General features: G+C 65.3%; 12 protein-coding genes. 5 read left to right on the forward strand and 7 right to left on the reverse strand.

Features of this window, described 5'->3' with window-relative positions; all coding sequences use genetic code 11:
• Positions 1–116 precede the first annotated feature (116 nt).
• The 3 genes from DY468_RS13790 (at position 117) to DY468_RS13800 (ending at position 5,465) form a co-directional block, all read left to right on the forward strand.
• Entirely contained in the window at positions 117–2,468 is a 2,352-nt protein-coding gene (locus DY468_RS13790; protein ID WP_164605382.1) for a TonB-dependent receptor, read from the forward strand.
• A 210-nt stretch (positions 2,469–2,678) separates the two neighbouring features.
• Positions 2,679–3,032, forward strand: coding sequence for a hypothetical protein (locus DY468_RS13795; protein ID WP_164605383.1), 354 nt, complete (start codon positions 2,679–2,681; stop codon positions 3,030–3,032).
• Positions 3,033–3,191: 159 nt separating this feature from the next.
• The gene (locus DY468_RS13800) at positions 3,192–5,465 is read left to right on the forward strand and encodes a TonB-dependent receptor (protein WP_164605384.1); all 2,274 of its coding nucleotides are present in this window, start codon (positions 3,192–3,194) and stop codon (positions 5,463–5,465) included.
• 26 nt (positions 5,466–5,491) lie between these two features.
• Here DY468_RS13800 and DY468_RS13805 read toward each other — a convergent pair whose 3' ends face one another.
• The 3 genes from DY468_RS13805 to DY468_RS13815 form a co-directional block, all read right to left on the reverse strand.
• On the reverse strand, positions 5,492–6,004 hold the full coding sequence (locus DY468_RS13805) for a GNAT family N-acetyltransferase (RefSeq protein WP_164605385.1): 513 nt from the start codon (positions 6,002–6,004) through the stop codon (positions 5,492–5,494).
• Positions 6,005–6,052: 48 nt separating this feature from the next.
• Positions 6,053–7,765 carry a mechanosensitive ion channel family protein gene (locus DY468_RS13810; RefSeq protein ID WP_246700976.1) on the reverse strand — a complete coding sequence of 571 codons (1,713 nt, stop codon included), beginning with the start codon at positions 7,763–7,765 and terminating at the stop codon, positions 6,053–6,055.
• A gap of 228 nt (positions 7,766–7,993) precedes the next feature.
• On the reverse strand, positions 7,994–8,482 hold the full coding sequence (locus DY468_RS13815) for an NUDIX domain-containing protein (RefSeq protein WP_164605386.1): 489 nt from the start codon (positions 8,480–8,482) through the stop codon (positions 7,994–7,996).
• A gap of 131 nt (positions 8,483–8,613) precedes the next feature.
• Here DY468_RS13815 and DY468_RS13820 point away from each other — a divergent pair, with 131 nt between their 5' ends.
• Positions 8,614–9,495: a metallophosphoesterase family protein gene (locus tag DY468_RS13820; protein WP_164605387.1), complete on the forward strand. Its 882-nt coding sequence runs from the start codon at positions 8,614–8,616 to the stop codon at positions 9,493–9,495.
• Between the two features lie 112 nt (positions 9,496–9,607).
• On the opposite strand, the gene DY468_RS13825 is transcribed toward DY468_RS13820, so the two are convergent.
• The 3 genes from DY468_RS13825 to DY468_RS13835 form a co-directional block, all read right to left on the reverse strand.
• A complete protein-coding gene (locus DY468_RS13825; protein WP_164605388.1) occupies positions 9,608–10,159 on the reverse strand; it encodes a hypothetical protein in 552 nt (183 codons plus the stop codon).
• Positions 10,160–10,421: 262 nt separating this feature from the next.
• Positions 10,422–10,637 carry a DUF4170 domain-containing protein gene (locus DY468_RS13830; protein ID WP_013504258.1) on the reverse strand — a complete coding sequence of 72 codons (216 nt, stop codon included), beginning with the start codon at positions 10,635–10,637 and terminating at the stop codon, positions 10,422–10,424.
• Positions 10,638–10,661: 24 nt separating this feature from the next.
• Complete coding sequence (locus DY468_RS13835; protein ID WP_011159928.1) at positions 10,662–12,296, reverse strand: isocitrate lyase; 1,635 nt, start codon at positions 12,294–12,296, stop codon at positions 10,662–10,664.
• 214 nt (positions 12,297–12,510) lie between these two features.
• Here DY468_RS13835 and DY468_RS13840 point away from each other — a divergent pair, with 214 nt between their 5' ends.
• Complete coding sequence (locus tag DY468_RS13840) at positions 12,511–13,953, forward strand: helix-turn-helix domain-containing protein (RefSeq protein ID WP_164605389.1); 1,443 nt, start codon at positions 12,511–12,513, stop codon at positions 13,951–13,953.
• A 45-nt stretch (positions 13,954–13,998) separates the two neighbouring features.
• Here the strand turns inward: DY468_RS13840 and DY468_RS13845 are convergent, their stop codons facing one another.
• Positions 13,999–14,925 (reverse strand): DUF4238 domain-containing protein, encoded by a 927-nt coding sequence (locus DY468_RS13845; protein ID WP_164605390.1) that lies wholly within the window; start codon positions 14,923–14,925, stop codon positions 13,999–14,001.
• Between the last annotated feature and the right edge of the window lie 95 nt (positions 14,926–15,020).

A 15,020-nucleotide genomic window follows, 5' to 3' on the forward strand; every position in this document is an offset into this window, starting at 1 on the left:
GCGATCCCTTGTGAATGCCGCGCCCGCCCGGATTCCGGCGGCGCGTGGACTAACGTGATCGATCTGCGTCGCCGCAGATCCCGGCCCCGCTGCGGGCCGGCAGTCAGGACCGAACCATGTCATCTCGCCTCAAGACCGGGCTGTTGCTCGGCACCGCGACCCTCGCCGCGTGCAGCGCCGGCGCCCCAGGCGCACGCGCACAGACCGCGCTGCCCGAAGTCACCGTCACCGCGCCGAGCCCGATTCAGCGCCGCCACCACACCGAGGCCAAGCCGCGCCCGGCGCCCCGCGTCGCCGCCACGGCACGCCAGCGTGGTCCCGCTCCGGCCGAGACACCCCCGGTGGCGCAGGCCGCCCCGGCGCCGCTGCCCGGCACCCTGCCGATCGTCACCGACCAGTTCGCGACCGTCACGGTGGTGCCGAACGAGGAAATCCGCCGCAGCGGCGGCGGCACGCTCGGCGACCTGCTCGGCAACAAGCCCGGCATCAGCGCGTCGCAATACGCGCCCGGCGGCGCCAGCCGGCCGATCATCCGCGGCCTCGACGTCAACCGCGTCAGCATCGTCGAGAACGGCATCGGCAGCAACGGCGCCTCCGACCTCGGCGAGGACCACTTCGTGCCGGTCGATCCGTTGTCCACCAACCAGGTCGAAGTAATCCGCGGCCCGGCAACGCTGCGCTACGGCTCGACCGCGATCGGCGGCGTGGTCAGCGCCAGCAACAACCGGATTCCCGACGCGCTGCCGCCCTGCGCGCAGCCGTTCCAGAGCTACGGCCTGCCGGCCAAGGCGCCGACACTGATCGGCGGCGCCGGCTGCATGAACGGCGAAGTGCGCAGCGCCGTCAATTCGGTCGATCGCGGCGTCGAAGGCGCGGTGCTGCTCGATGCCGGCGGCAACAACGTCGCGGTCCACGCCGACGTCTATGGCCGCAATGCCGGCGACTACAACGTGCCGAGCTATCCCTATGCGGCGCCGGGCATGCCGTTCAACGGCCGTCAGCCCAACTCGGCCGCGACTGCGGCGGGCGCTTCGGTCGGCGGCTCGTATCTGTTCGACGGCGGCTTCATCGGCGCCTCGATCACCCAGAACAATTCGATCTATCGCATTCCCGGCGTCGAGGGTTCGCAGGTCGGCACCCGGATCGACGCCAAGCAGACCAAGTTCAGCGCCAAGGGCGAGTATCGCCCGGATGCGGCGGCGATCGACGCGATCCGGTTCTGGGTCGGCGCTACCGACTACAAGCACAACGAGGTCGGTCAGGCCACGGCCGGCGATCCGACCACTGACGGCGTCCGCCAGACCTTCACCAATCGCGAGCAGGAAGGCCGGCTCGAGGTCCAACTGGCACCGTTCAATGCCGGCTTTGCGGCAGTCACCACCGCGGTCGGCGTCCAGGCCGGACATCAGGAACTCACCGCACCGAGCCCTGACGACCCGGGCAGCCCGCTGAACGGTCTGTTCGATCCGAACAAGAACACCAAAGTGGCCGGCTACGTGTTCAACGAGCTGCAGTTCACCAACACTACCAAGGCGCAGGTCGCCGGCCGCATCGAGCACGTCGAACTGTCCGGCTCCACGCCGGCGTTCGTGCCCGAGATCTTCGACCTCAACGCCGACCCGAACGCGATCGGTCCGGCAACGCAGCGTAATCTGTCGTTCACCCCGAAGAGCCTGAGCCTCGGCCTGATCCAGGCGCTGCCGTGGGGCCTGTCCGCCAGCATCACCGGGCAGTACACCGAGCGCGCCCCGAAGCCGGCCGAGCTGTTCTCGCGCGGCGGCCACGACGCCACCGCAACCTTCGACATCGGCAATCCGAACCTGAAGATCGAAACCGCCAAATCGGTCGAGGTCGGGCTGCGCCGCGCCGAAGGACCGTTCCGGTTCGAGATCACCGCCTACTACACCCAGTTCAGCGGCTTCATCTATCGCCGCCTGACCGGCAATACCTGCGAGGAGGTGGAGTGCGGCGCTGGCGCCGGACTGGAATTGAACCAGGCGATCTACTCGCAGCGTGACGCCACCTTCAAGGGCGGCGAATTCCAGAGCCAGCTCGACGTCGCTCAGATCTATGGCGGCACCTTCGGTATCGAGAACCAGTTCGACATCGTGCGGGCGACCTTCGCGGACGGCACCAACGTGCCGCGGATTCCGCCGATGCGCGTCGGCGGCGGCCTGTACTGGCGCGACGCCAATTGGCTGATGAAGGTCAATCTGCTGCACGCCTTCGCGCAGAACGACGTCGCCCCGATCGCCGAGACCACGACGCCGGGCTACAATCTGCTGAAGGCCGAAGTCAGCTATCGCACCAAGCTCGACCCCAACGTCTGGGGCGCGCGCGAAATGCTGGTCGGCCTGATCGGCAACAACCTGCTCAACGAGGACATCCGGATCGCGACGTCTTACAGCAAGGACAACGTGCTGATGCCCGGCATCGGCGTCCGCGCGTTCGCGAACGTGAAGTTCTGAGCTAGCGACGTCATTCCGGGGCGCTCACGCAGTGAGCGAACCCGGAATCCAGAAGTTGTAGCAAAGAGAGATTCCGGGTTCGCGAGCTTCGCTCGCGCCCCGGAATGACGAACGAGAGACTGAGTGGCGTCGCCGGTTCGTCGGCGGCGCTATTTTGGATTGCTGACTATGCTCGGTGCCGCTGCTATGCGCGCCGGGCTCGGATGAACCATGAACTGGGTGCGGACGCATATTCGTCTCGGAACGCGGCTGGCGCTGATCGCGCTGGCGCTGCACTTTGTCGTGGCATTCGGGCACTTCCACCGGATCGTCACCCAGTCGGCGGTGCAGGCGCTCACCGCGCCCGATCCGGCCTCGCCCGACAGCGATCCTCAATCCGACGACCCCGACACCTGCACGATCTGCGCCGTGATGGCGATGGCCGATGCGATGCTCGGCGCTTCGCCACCGTCGTTGCCGCAGCGCCAGGCCGTCGCGTTCGCGCACAGCGTGCCGGATCTGGCCCTGATCCGCGCGGGCGGCATCCGCACCGCCTTCAACCCCCGCGCGCCTCCCGCCGGCTGACATCGCCGATCCGTAAACCAGAGTTCGCTCTTCGCCGGGCGATCTCGACCGATGTCAGCCAAGCCCGCCGGCCACCGGCGGCAAGCCAGCGCTCCCGACATCCACGGGCGACGATCAGCGTCGCCGGATGAGCGCGCGCATGGCTTCGAGGAGAGTCCCATGCCGTCTCACATCAAGCGAAGCCTGTTGGCTTCGAGCACAGCGTCGCTGCTGTTGCTCGCACTCGGATCGCCCGGCCTCGCGCAGAGCGCCGCGCCGGTCGCGCGGGGCACGACGTCACTTCCCGAGATCGACGTCATCCAGCCGCAGCGCGCGCCTCACCCGGCCCGGCGCCCGAAGACCCGGACCGCAGCGCGGGCACGCCGGGGCGCATCGACGAAACCACCGAAACAGAACGCCCAGACCGCCGCGCAAATGGCAGCCCAGGCTGTCGCAACCAAGCACGCCGGCTTCGACGCCGCGCGGCAGGCGATCTTCAAGCCGAACGGCGCCAGCGCCTTCGACGTCAACCACGAGGCGATTCTGGCGCTGCCGCAGGGCGCCAACGCCACGCTCGACAAGGTGCTGCTGCAGGCCCCCGGCGTGTCGCAGGATTCCGCCGCCAGCGGCGATCTGCACGTCCGCAACGAGCACGCCAATGTGCAGTACCGGATCAACGGCATCGCGCTGCCGGACGGCGTCAGCGGCTTCGGCCAAATGCTGGATACCTCGCTGGTCGGACGCTTGACGCTGCTGACCGGCGCGCTGCCGGCGCAATACGGACTGCGCACCGCCGGCGTCGTCGACATCACGACGCGCACCGACGCCTTCAACAACAGCGGCACCGTCAGCGTCTATGGCGGCAGCCGGCAGACCGTCACGCCGAGCGTCGAGTATGGCGGCACCGCCGGCAACACGCAGTATTTCGTCTCCGGCCGCTACTTCGGCTCCAGCCTCGGCCTCGAAAACCCGACCTCGTCGCCGAGCGCGATCCACGACGACACGCAGCAGGGCAAAGGCTTCGCTTATCTCTCCACCGTGATCGACGACACGACGCGGCTGACCTTCATCGGCGGCGCCTCGGCCAACAACTACCAGATCCCCAACAATCCAGGCCAGACGCCCGGCTTCACCGCATTCGGCGTGTCGAATTTCGACTCGGCGCTGCTCAATGAAAATCAGCGCGAGCGCAACGGCTTCGGTGTTCTGGCCCTGCAGAAATCGGTCAACGGGCTCGACCTGCAGCTCTCGGCGTTCTCGCGCTACAGCGCTTTGCACTTCACCCCCGACACGGTCGGCGATCTGGTGTTCAACGGCGTCGCCTCCGACGTCTATCGACGCAGCGTCGCCAGCGGCATCCAGGCCGACGGCTCCTACCGGCTCAGCGACGCCCACACGCTGCGCGGCGGCTTCCAGGTGACGGCCGAACAGAGCCGGGTGACGAACTCATCGGTCGTGCTGCCGCTCGACGCCGGCGGCAACCCGGTCGACGCCCCGTTCGGTATCGTCGATTCCAGCAGCAAGCTCGGCTGGCTGTTCAGCACCTATCTGCAGGACGAATGGCGCGTCACCAACACCGTGACGCTGAATTCCGGCCTGCGGTTCGACCAGATGGCCGAATACACGAGCGCCAACCAGCTCAGCCCGCGCATCAGCCTGACCTGGAAGCCGTTCGAGGGCACCACCTTCCACGCCGGCTATTCGCGCAACTTCACGCCGCCCGCGCAGGTGCTGGCGGCGCCGACCAATCTGGCGCTGGTCGGGAATACGACGCTGCAGCCCGCCGTCAACGCCAACAGTCCGGTGCTGCCGGAGCGGTCGAACGTGTTCGATGTCGGCATCACGCAGAAGCTGCTGCCCGGCCTCGAAGTCGGCATCGACACCTACTACAAGACCGCGCGCGACCTGCTCGACGACGGCCAGTTCGGCGCCGCCTATGTGCTGTCGGCGTTCAACTACGACCGCGCCGAGAATGCCGGCGTCGAGTTCAAGGGCTCCTACACCAACGGCAATTTCCGGATCTACGGCAATCTCGCGCTGGCCCGGCAGATCGCCACGACCGTGGTATCGAACCAGTATCTGTTCGATCCGGACGAGCTCGCCTACATCGCGAACCACTACATCTACACCGACCACGCTCAGTTGGTGACGGCGTCGGCCGGCGCATCGTATCGCTGGCACGACACCAATTTCAGCGCATCGATGATCTACGGCAGCGGCCTGCGCTCGGGCTTTGCCAATATCGGAACGCTGCCGGCCTATACCCAGGTCAATCTCGGCCTGTCGCACGACTTCTATCTGGCGAGTGCGACCAAGCCAACCACGGTGCGGTTCGACGTCGTCAACCTGTTCGACAGCGTCTACGAGATCCGCGACGGCTCGGGGATCGGCGTGTTCGCGCCGCAATACGGGCCGCGCCGCGGCTTCTATGTCGGTGTCGCGCAGAAGTTCTGAAGCTGCAGCCGAGACAGCAAGGCGCGTCAGCGCGCCTTGCTCCAATCCGGACGGATCGCGCCGCCGACGCCTTCGAAGGCACCCTCGGCCAGCTCAAGCACCAGCAGGCGGGCGGCATCGACCGGCCCCGGCATCGTCACCCGGCCCTTCGGAATCTTCTTGAAGCCGACCCGGCCATAATACGGCTCGTCGCCGACCAGCATGATCAGCTTGTGGCCTTGAGCCCGTGCATCCGAGATCGCACGGTCGAGCAGCAGCCGGCCGACGCCGCGCGAGCGGAACGGCGGCTCCACCGTCAGCGGGCCGAGCAACAAAGCCGGCGTCTCGCCGATCATGATCGGCAACTGCCGGACGGAGCCGACCAGCAAGGTGCCGATCCAGGCGGTGAACGACAATTCGGCGAGGTGGTCGACGTGCTCGCGCAGCCGGTAGGCGCTGAGCACGAAACGGCCGGGCCCGAAGGTGCGCTCGTGCAACCGCTCGATGGCGTGCGCGTGGTTCGGCGACTCGGGCAGGATGGTGAGATCGAGATCGGTCATGGCGGACGCGCAATAGCACCGCGTCCGCACCAGGTCCATCGCCGCCGACTAGACCCGATCGGCGGCGGCGGCCGCGGCCGCACTGTAAGAGGACCCTTGATCGCTCTCGGGCGGCGGCGCGACGTCGACCGCATCCGCCGACTTCGGCACCGCCACGCCCCTGTCGCGGGCGACATAGAGCGTCTGCGACGGGAAGGCGAAGCCGCTGCCGGCCTCGCCGACCAGCTCCATGATGCGCAGGAACAGCTCCTCCTGCACTTCAAGGAATTCGTCCGCGTTCTTAACGTGGACGTAGGAGAAAATCTCGACCCTGAGCGAAGTGGCGCCGAGTGCGATGAATCGAACCCGCGCCGGATCGTTGTCGACCTTCGGATGGTCGAGCAGCAATTGGCGGATCGAAGCCGTCAGCACGCGCATTTGAGCCGGCGTGGTCTCGTATCGCAGGTCGAGAATCGGGTGAAACCAGAATTTGTCGCGGCGGCTGTAGTTTTCGATCTGCACCGCAGCGAGCTGGCCGTTCGGCACCGTGACCAAGGTTCGGTCGAGCGTCCGGATGCGGGTCGAGCGCATGCCGATGTCTTCGATCGTGCCCATGGTCTCGCCGAATTTGCAGAAATCCCCGACCCGCATCGGCTGATCGGTGACCAGCGTCAGGCTGCCGACCAGATGCTCGATCGTCTTCTGCGCACCCAGAGCGATCGCGATACCGCCGATACCCAGAGCGGCGAGACCGGCGGTGACGTTGTAGCCCAGCGTATTCAGGCCCGCGATCAGCGCGAAGGCGATCAGCGCAAATTTGACGGCGCGACGGATGAAGTTGACCGCCGACAGCATCGACAGCCGGCCGCGCAGCGTCATGCGGTCGATCGCGAACGCCGCCAGCGCGTCGACGATCCGCCAAACGATCCACGACAGCGCCATCCAGCCGAGCACCTCGGTGACGCTGTTCATGTGCTGCCGGGCGACGATAGCAACGCCCGCCAGCACCATCGCGACGCGCAGCATCCAGGCCGCCAGGAACAGCCGGATCGGCATCGCGGAGGCTTCGAGCACCCGGCGAATGCGGGAGTCCCCCCGATCGCGCAAGCGGAACACCAGCCACCACAGCGCCCCGGTGATCAGCCAAACGACCGCGTAGGACAGCAGCGCGAGCACGACCACCGCGAGCCAATGCCCGACCGGCACACCGGCGAAGCGATATTCGTCGCGCAGCGCGTAGGGCAGCAACTTGTCGACCCAGCTCGACACCACGGTCCGCGACAGCTCCGGCAGTTCGGCGACGGTGCGCGGCGACACCAGCCAGATCTTGACCCCGTCCTTGTTTTCCACCCGATGCGCGAGCAGATCGACGGTGCCGTGATCGGTCCGGACCAGACCGAACTTCTCCTGGTCGAGCGCCAGACCATCGTCCTGGTCGCCGGCCGGATCGTCGCTCAGCCGCAGCCGGGAAAACACCACGCCGCCGCGATCGAGGATGCGTTGCAGCTGCTGCGCGACGCTCGGGCCCCAGGCGTTCTTCTCCTGCGACAGGTCGAGATACTGCGCGGCCTTGTCGTAATTCTGCTCGGCGGCCGCACCGATGAAGCCTGCAACCATGCCGGCCGGCGTCTCGCGGCCGAGCGGATCGGTCGGCGGCGCCGGCTGCGCGGGAGGCGTAGCGTTGCCATTGGCGGCGGGGATCTGAGCAAAGGCGGAACTCGCGACCAGCATCGTCGCGACGACGATCAGGGTTCGAAACAGCGCGCGGACAGTTGACGTCAAAATCGCTCCTCTTGAACGGACAGGCGCGGAATCGAAACGAATCGTCCCTGGGCTCCGCCGTCTCCGGCGGCGCTCATGATCCCGGCGCAAAAATGCTTCGGCCCCGCCGATAGCGACGAAATGGGCCATCTCTATGGTCTCGCGCACGTTGTGCTGCGGTTGCGCCACCAGCATCACGCGGGAACCGGATGGTCAAGTTCCGCAAGGCGCCAACCGCTTTGGCGAGATTTACCGCCAGGTGGCACTCGGCGGCCGCCCCTCCAGCACCTCGGCGATCCGCTGCCGGGTGCCGGGCGTGGTTTCGGCCGGCAACGCGTCGGCGGCGAAAAAGCCGGAAGCGACGATCTCGCGGTTCGGCTCCGGGGGCCGATCCTGATGGTACTGTCGAACCACATAGACCGCGACATGATCGCGCGGCGACACATGGCTGTTGAAGAAGACGCCGTGCAGCACCGGCGCCCCGGTCAGCGCGATCCAGCCCTCCTCCATCAGCTCGCGGGCCAGCGCATCGACGAAGCTCTCGCCGACTTCGACGCCGCCGCCCGGCAGATGCCAGCCGACCACATAAGAATGCTGGATCAGGAACACCCGGTTCTGAGCGTCGAGCACCACACCGCGCGCGCCCAGCGTCATGCCGCGGGCGAACCGCCAATACAGATGAAACATCCGGGTCAGGACCGGCTCGAGTGTCAGCCGCAGTTTCTGAACAGCAGTCACCGCCCAACGCCCCTCGCGCCAAGGCGCAGCCCGAGGGTTGCGCCGGTCCGGCCAACTTGCCAAAACCACAGCCGCTTTCACAGCCGGGAGTTCGCGACCGGCCGGCAGGTCCCTCGCGACCGGATCGTGCGATGACCGTGTTCACCCTGGCGCATCTCTCCGACCCGCATTTGCCGCTGCCGCCGAAGACCGGCCTGCGGCATCTCGCTTCCAAACGCGCGTTCGGCTACCTGAACTGGCGGCGCAACCGCCATTTGATCCATCGCCGCGACACCCTCGACGCGCTGATCGCCGATCTGCAGGCGCGGCAGCCCGACCACATCGCCGTCACCGGCGACCTGATGAACATCGCCCTGGCGAACGAATTCGCCCCGGCCCGGCAATGGCTGGAGAGTGTCGGGCCGGCCGACCGGGTCAGCCTGGTGCCGGGCAATCACGACGCCTATGTCCGCTCCACCGCGCACCGCTTCGCCGAGACCTTTCCGGACTACATCAGCGGCGACGACGGCCAGCCCGGCTTTCCCTATCTGCGCCGACGCGAGGGAATCGCGCTGATCGGCGTATCCAGCGCGGTGCCGACCGCGCCGCTGCGCGCCACCGGACGGCTCGGGCCCGCGCAACGCGCGGCGCTGGAAACGCTGCTGCAGAGCCTGTCCGGCGAGCGCGCGTTCAAGGTGCTGATGATCCACCACCCGCTGCAGTCGCGCTCGCGGCACAAGCGGCTGACCGACTCGGCCGAGCTGATCGCGCTGCTGCGGCGCCACCCGGTCGATCTGGTGCTGCACGGCCACGACCACGTCCACGCCACGATCCGGATCGAGACGCCGTCCGGCGCGATCCCGGTGGTCGGGGTGCCGTCGGCTTCGGCGATGAACGACAGCCACCGCCCGTCCGCGGCCTACAATTTGTTCGCGATCAGCCAAGGCAATGACGGCTGGCGCTGCGAACACCGCATCCGCGGTTTCCAAGACAGCGACGAGATCGTCGAGTTGCGGCCACCGGAGTGGCTGTAGCCACATCACTCCTGCTCTCCCCGTCATGGCGAGCGAAGCGACGAAGCAATGACGGAAGGAGGCGGGAGTTGGTATTGACCGGGAGATGCGGTGCCGATGCCGCCGCGCGGCGTCAGGACATCCGCAGCGCCGCGAACAGCGCCAGCGCAAACAGCGCCAGCGCGCCGGCGACAAAGCCGAGCACGAAGGTCCACAGCCTGCTGCGTCGCGGCGGTGCCGGGGGCGGCGGCGCGACCTGGGCCGGCGGCAGCGACAGCGCCCGCTCGCGCTCGACCAGCCGGCGGGCCACATAGCCGGTCACCGCATCGACGATCTTCCCGGCCTCGTGGGATTCGGCCAGCACGATCCGGCCATAGGCGGTGTCCTGGACGAAGCGGTAGATCCGCTTGTCGCGGCCCATCACCACATGGGCGACGACGTCGATCCACAGCCGCGGCGTGTCGCCCTGGCTGATGCCGCGGTCGAACAGCTCGACGCCGGGCGGGATCTCGGAAAACAGCGGATCGAGCGCCTCGCTCAGAATTTCGAGGCGGGCCAGTTCGGCATCGCGCAGATCGACCACCACGCCGGTGCGGTCGGCGGCCTCGATTCGGGCCTGCCGCAACGCATCCTTCAGCCGCATCGGCCTCGCCGCCGTGCTTACGGAATTCTGAGCGTCCGCCATTCTCGACTTCAGCCTCGCGCCTGCCTGAGCCCGCCGCCGATTAACCTATCAGTAACCCTTCGGCCGCGAAAGCCGGTTGCGGATCAACCAGTTGGCTCATCCACGGCGCTCTGCAGGGCGCTCCCGCAGCCGGCTTGAAGGGCCCCGAAACGACGATGGCGGCCCTGCCGGGTTGCCCCGACAGAACCGCCAAAGTCCTTGGACGTCTTCTATCTCGTCAGCTCGCCGGGCGGCGCGTGCGCCGCCACGGCTCAGGAGCGCATCAGGCCGGGGTGACGGCCCGGTTCGGCTCTTCCACGATCGAGAACCGCACGCCTGCGCGATGGCGATTCTCTTCGGAAAGGACCTTCCAGGCCTCTTCGGCCTCCTTGCGCGTCTTGAAGGGACCCTTCACCTGGGCCGACCCTTCGACGAGCTTGTGGAAGTTCATCGAGCCGAACTCGCCACCGATCACCCAGAAGTTGCTGCCCGCTGTCATGGTCCTTCTCCTGCTTCTTTCCGTTTAGCTGAACTGGTTCATCGTGTTGTGTTCGCCGCCGGCCTTCAGGGCCGCGTCGCCGGCGAAGTATTCCTTGTGGTCGTCGCCGATATCCGAGCCGGCCATGTTCTGGTGCTTCACGCAGGCGATGCCCTGACGGATTTCCTGGCGCTGCACGTTCTTAACATAACCCAGCATGCCCTGGTCGCCGAAATATTCGCGGGCCAGGTTGTCGGTCGACAGCGCAGCCGTGTGGTAGGTCGGCAGCGTGATCAGGTGGTGGAAGATGCCGGCGCGCTTGGCCGAATCCGCCTGGAAGGTGCGGATGCGGGCGTCGGCTTCGATCGCCAGCGGGGTTTCGTCGTATTCGGCCTTCATCAGCTCGGCGCGGTTGTACTTGCTGACGTCCTTGCCCTCTTCCTTCCAGGCGTCATAGACCTGCCAGCGGAAGTTGAGCGTCCAGTTGAACGACGGCGAGTTGTTGTAGGCCAGCTTGGCGTTCGGCACCACTTCGCGGATCCGGTCGACCATCGAGGCGATCTGCTCGATATGCGGCTTCTCGGTTTCGATCCACAGCAGGTCGGCACCGTTCTGCAGCGAGGTGATGCAGTCCAGCACGCAGCGGTCCGCGCCGGTGCCCGGACGGAACTGGTACAGGTTGCTCGGCAGACGCTTCGGGCGCAGCAGCTTGCCGTTGCGGCTGATGATCACGTCGCCGTTGCCGATCTTGCTGGCATCGACTTCTTCGCAATCCAGGAAGCTGTTGTACTGGTCGCCGATGTCACCCGGCTGGTGGCTGACCGCGATCTGCTGGGTCAGGCCGGCGCCGAGCGAGTCGGTGCGGGTGACGATGATGCCGTCTTCCACGCCCATCTCGAGGAACGCGTGACGGATCGCGCGGACCTTGGCGATGAACACGTCGTGCGGCACGGTGACCTTGCCGTCCTGGTGGCCGCACTGCTTCTCGTCCGAGACCTGGTTCTCGATCTGCAGCGCGCAGGCGCCCGCTTCGATCATCTTCTTGGCGAGCAGATAGGTCGCCTCAGCGTTACCGAAGCCGGCGTCGATGTCGGCGATGATCGGCACGACGTGGGTCTGGAAATTGTCGATCTGGTCGATGATCGCGGTTTCCTTGGCCTTGTCGCCGGCCTCGCGGGCCTTGTCGAGCTGGCGGAACAGGTCGTTCAGCTCGCGCGAATCCGCCTGGCGCAGGAAGGTGTAGATCTCTTCGATCAGCGCCGGCACCGAGGTCTTCTCGTGCATCGACTGGTCGGGCAGCGGGCCGAACTCCGAGCGCAGCGCCGCGATCATCCAGCCCGACAGGTAGATGTAACGACGGTCGGTGCGGCCACCGCCGTGCTTCTTGATCGAGATCAGCTTCTGCTGCGCGATGAAGCCGTGCCAGCAACCCAGCGACTGGGTGTACTTGGTCGGGTCGGCGTCATACGCCGCCATGTCGGCGCGCATCTGGGCCGCGGTGTAACGGGCGATGTCCAGACCGGTCTTGAAGCGGTTCTGCAGACGCATCCGAGCCACGGCCTCGGCGGTGACGCCATTCCAGGTCGGCTTGTCCTTGAGGAGAGCTTCGGCCGCTTCGATCTCGCTCTTGTAGGAGGTCGGAGCGTGGATGGCGCTGATGCCGCGTGGCTGGAAGTTCATGACATGATCCCTTCGGTACGAATAATTCGCAGCGCGACATTCGTGACAATCGCGCTACGAAGCGTGCCGGGAGATAAACGCGAGATCACAGAAGAGGTACAGTGGCCTTGCGAACGAATGGTGATGTCATGTAACATCAGTACCTGTAACAATTGTCACTTTGTAAATTTTGTAAAATTCGGATTGCTGGGGCGGAATCTGAAAGGACCCTGAAATGGCGGCCGATTCCGGCAAGAAACTGTTCGTTGGCCCCCGGTTCCGCCGAATCCGGCAGCAACTCGGGTTGTCACAGACCCAGATCGCCGAAGGTTTGGGCATTTCTCCGAGCTACGTCAACCTGATCGAGCGCAACCAGCGCCCGGTGACCGCCCAGATCCTGCTCCGGCTGGCCGAGACCTACGATCTCGACTTGCGCGACCTCGCGACCGCCGACGAGGACCGGTTCTTCGCCGAGCTCAACGAGATCTTCTCCGATCCGCTGTTCCGGCAGATCGACCTGCCGAAGCAGGAGCTGCGCGACCTCGCCGAGCTGTGCCCCGGCGTCACCCATTCGCTGCAGCGGCTGTACGCCGCCTATACCGAGGCGCGCCGCGGCGAGACCATGGTGGCGGCCCAGATGGCCGACCGCGAACAGATCCGCTACGAGGCCAACCCGATCGAGCGCATCCGCGACCTGATCGAAGCCAACCGCAACTACTTCCCCGAACTCGAGCAGGCCGCCGAAGCGGTGCGCGACGAGCTGAATATCGGCTCGCAGGAGATGTTCGGCGCACTGACCGACCGGCTGCGCGAGCGGCATTCGATCACCACCCGGATCATGCCGGTCGACGTGATGCGCGAGACGCTGCGCAGGTTCGACCGCCACCGCCGGCAATTGCTGATTTCCGAACTGATCGACGGCCCCGGCCGGGCCTTCCAGGTCGCGTTCCAAACCGGCCTGACCGAACACGGCGGGGTGATCGATGCGATCGTGCATCGCGCCGGCGGACTCGAGGACCAGGCGCGGCGGCTGTACCGCATCACGCTCGGCAATTACTTCGCTGCCGCCGTGATGATGCCCTACGCGGTATTCCACGCCGCCGCCGAACAGCTTTCCTACGACGTCAACGTGCTGGCGCAGCGCTTCAACGCCGGCTTCGAACAGGTCTGCCACCGGCTCACCACGCTGCAGCGGCCGAACGCGCGCGGCGTGCCGTTCTTCCTGCTGCGGGTCGACAACGCCGGCAACGTCTCCAAGCGGTTCTCGTCCGGCACCTTCCCGTTCTCGAAATTCGGCGGCACCTGCCCGCTGTGGAACGTGCACTCCACCTTCGATACGCCGGACCGCTTGCTCAAGCAGGTGATCGAACTGCCCGACGGCAGCCGCTACTTCTCGATCGCCCAAATGGTCCGCCGCCCGATCGCCCCACACCCGCAACCGCAGCCGCGCTTCGCGATCGGCCTGGGCTGCGAAATCCGCCACGCCGCCAAACTGATCTACGCCGCCGGCATGGACCTGGAGAAAGCCGAAGGCACCCCGATCGGCGTCAACTGCCGCCTGTGCGAACGCGAGCATTGTTCGCAGAGAGCGGAGCCGCCGATCACCCGGACGCTGATCCTCGACGAGAACACGAGAAGGGCCAGCAGCTTTGCATTCAGCAATGCGCGGGAGCTGTAAAACGAACCAGACCTACCCGGCTAGGCCAACGAGGCACCCCCACTGTCATCTAGGACTGAAACGGGAAACTGACTGCATCAACTCGTCCAACCAGGGGAAATTCTCGAACTGCAAACGACGAAATTCTCTTACCCGAAAATGTTCGGTTAGCTGCGGCTCCCGTTCCCGATAGAATATGTAGTCACGAGAATAGACCTGCGTCACTACGTTGATTAATTCGACCTCCATTTGAGATAGCCTAATGGTACATAAAGGCGGTTGAATAAAATAGCGGCTAGGAGCAAATGCGAGAACGGCCATATTAGGAGTGAGCGGCACAAGACATCTGTATTGCAACTCTACGGTGGACCCGCGAAGCGTATTTAGGTATCCCTCTCCAAAGATAAACTCGGTCCCGTCTGCCGCCATCAACAAGACAACCTTCCCTCCGAATTTTAGAGAATCGACCATCTGCCTATACTGCTGATGCATATTGAGGGCAGTAAGCGTATTGTCCGGCTTTCGCTCGTCACCTCCAAACCTACCCCAGATGTTTTCAGTCACGCCATGAATCAAGTGACGATGGCTTGGACATCTTATTAGAAGCGAAGCCAACCCTTCACCTAACCGCTCTCTTTCCACTCGATCGATCCCCACTGGCAGCAGCCTATCTTCGATCGGACAAGAAAGATTCGCGGCAACACATGGCAATAACGCGAGCCTTCGAACGATTTGGGGAAGGTGAGTATCTGCATCACCAAATAATGGCTCAATGGTTCCCGCCCAGGGTCCCTGAAGTTTTATATGATGCGCATTGGTAATTGCTCCAAACTGCGCCGAGGGCGCCCTAAGACTCTTTCCCTCCCACGATAACCGAGTGACTTTGCCATCCTTATCGTTCCAGAAGGCGGATAATTTCCTAGGCCACCAATGGTGGAGCTCGGATTTGAGCGGTTTGCCCTTCAGTCCTGTAATCCGGGAAGTTCCGATCATCTCGATTCTCGGTCAAATTCAATGGTTGAAATATTAGAGCCTTGCGAGACTTCAAATGAACTCCGATCTTTGAGTAAAGAGAAATTCACCGATCG

Origin of the sequence: Rhodopseudomonas sp. BR0M22 (assembly GCF_010907035.1) — a bacterium.
Lineage (GTDB): Bacteria > Pseudomonadota > Alphaproteobacteria > Rhizobiales > Xanthobacteraceae > Rhodopseudomonas.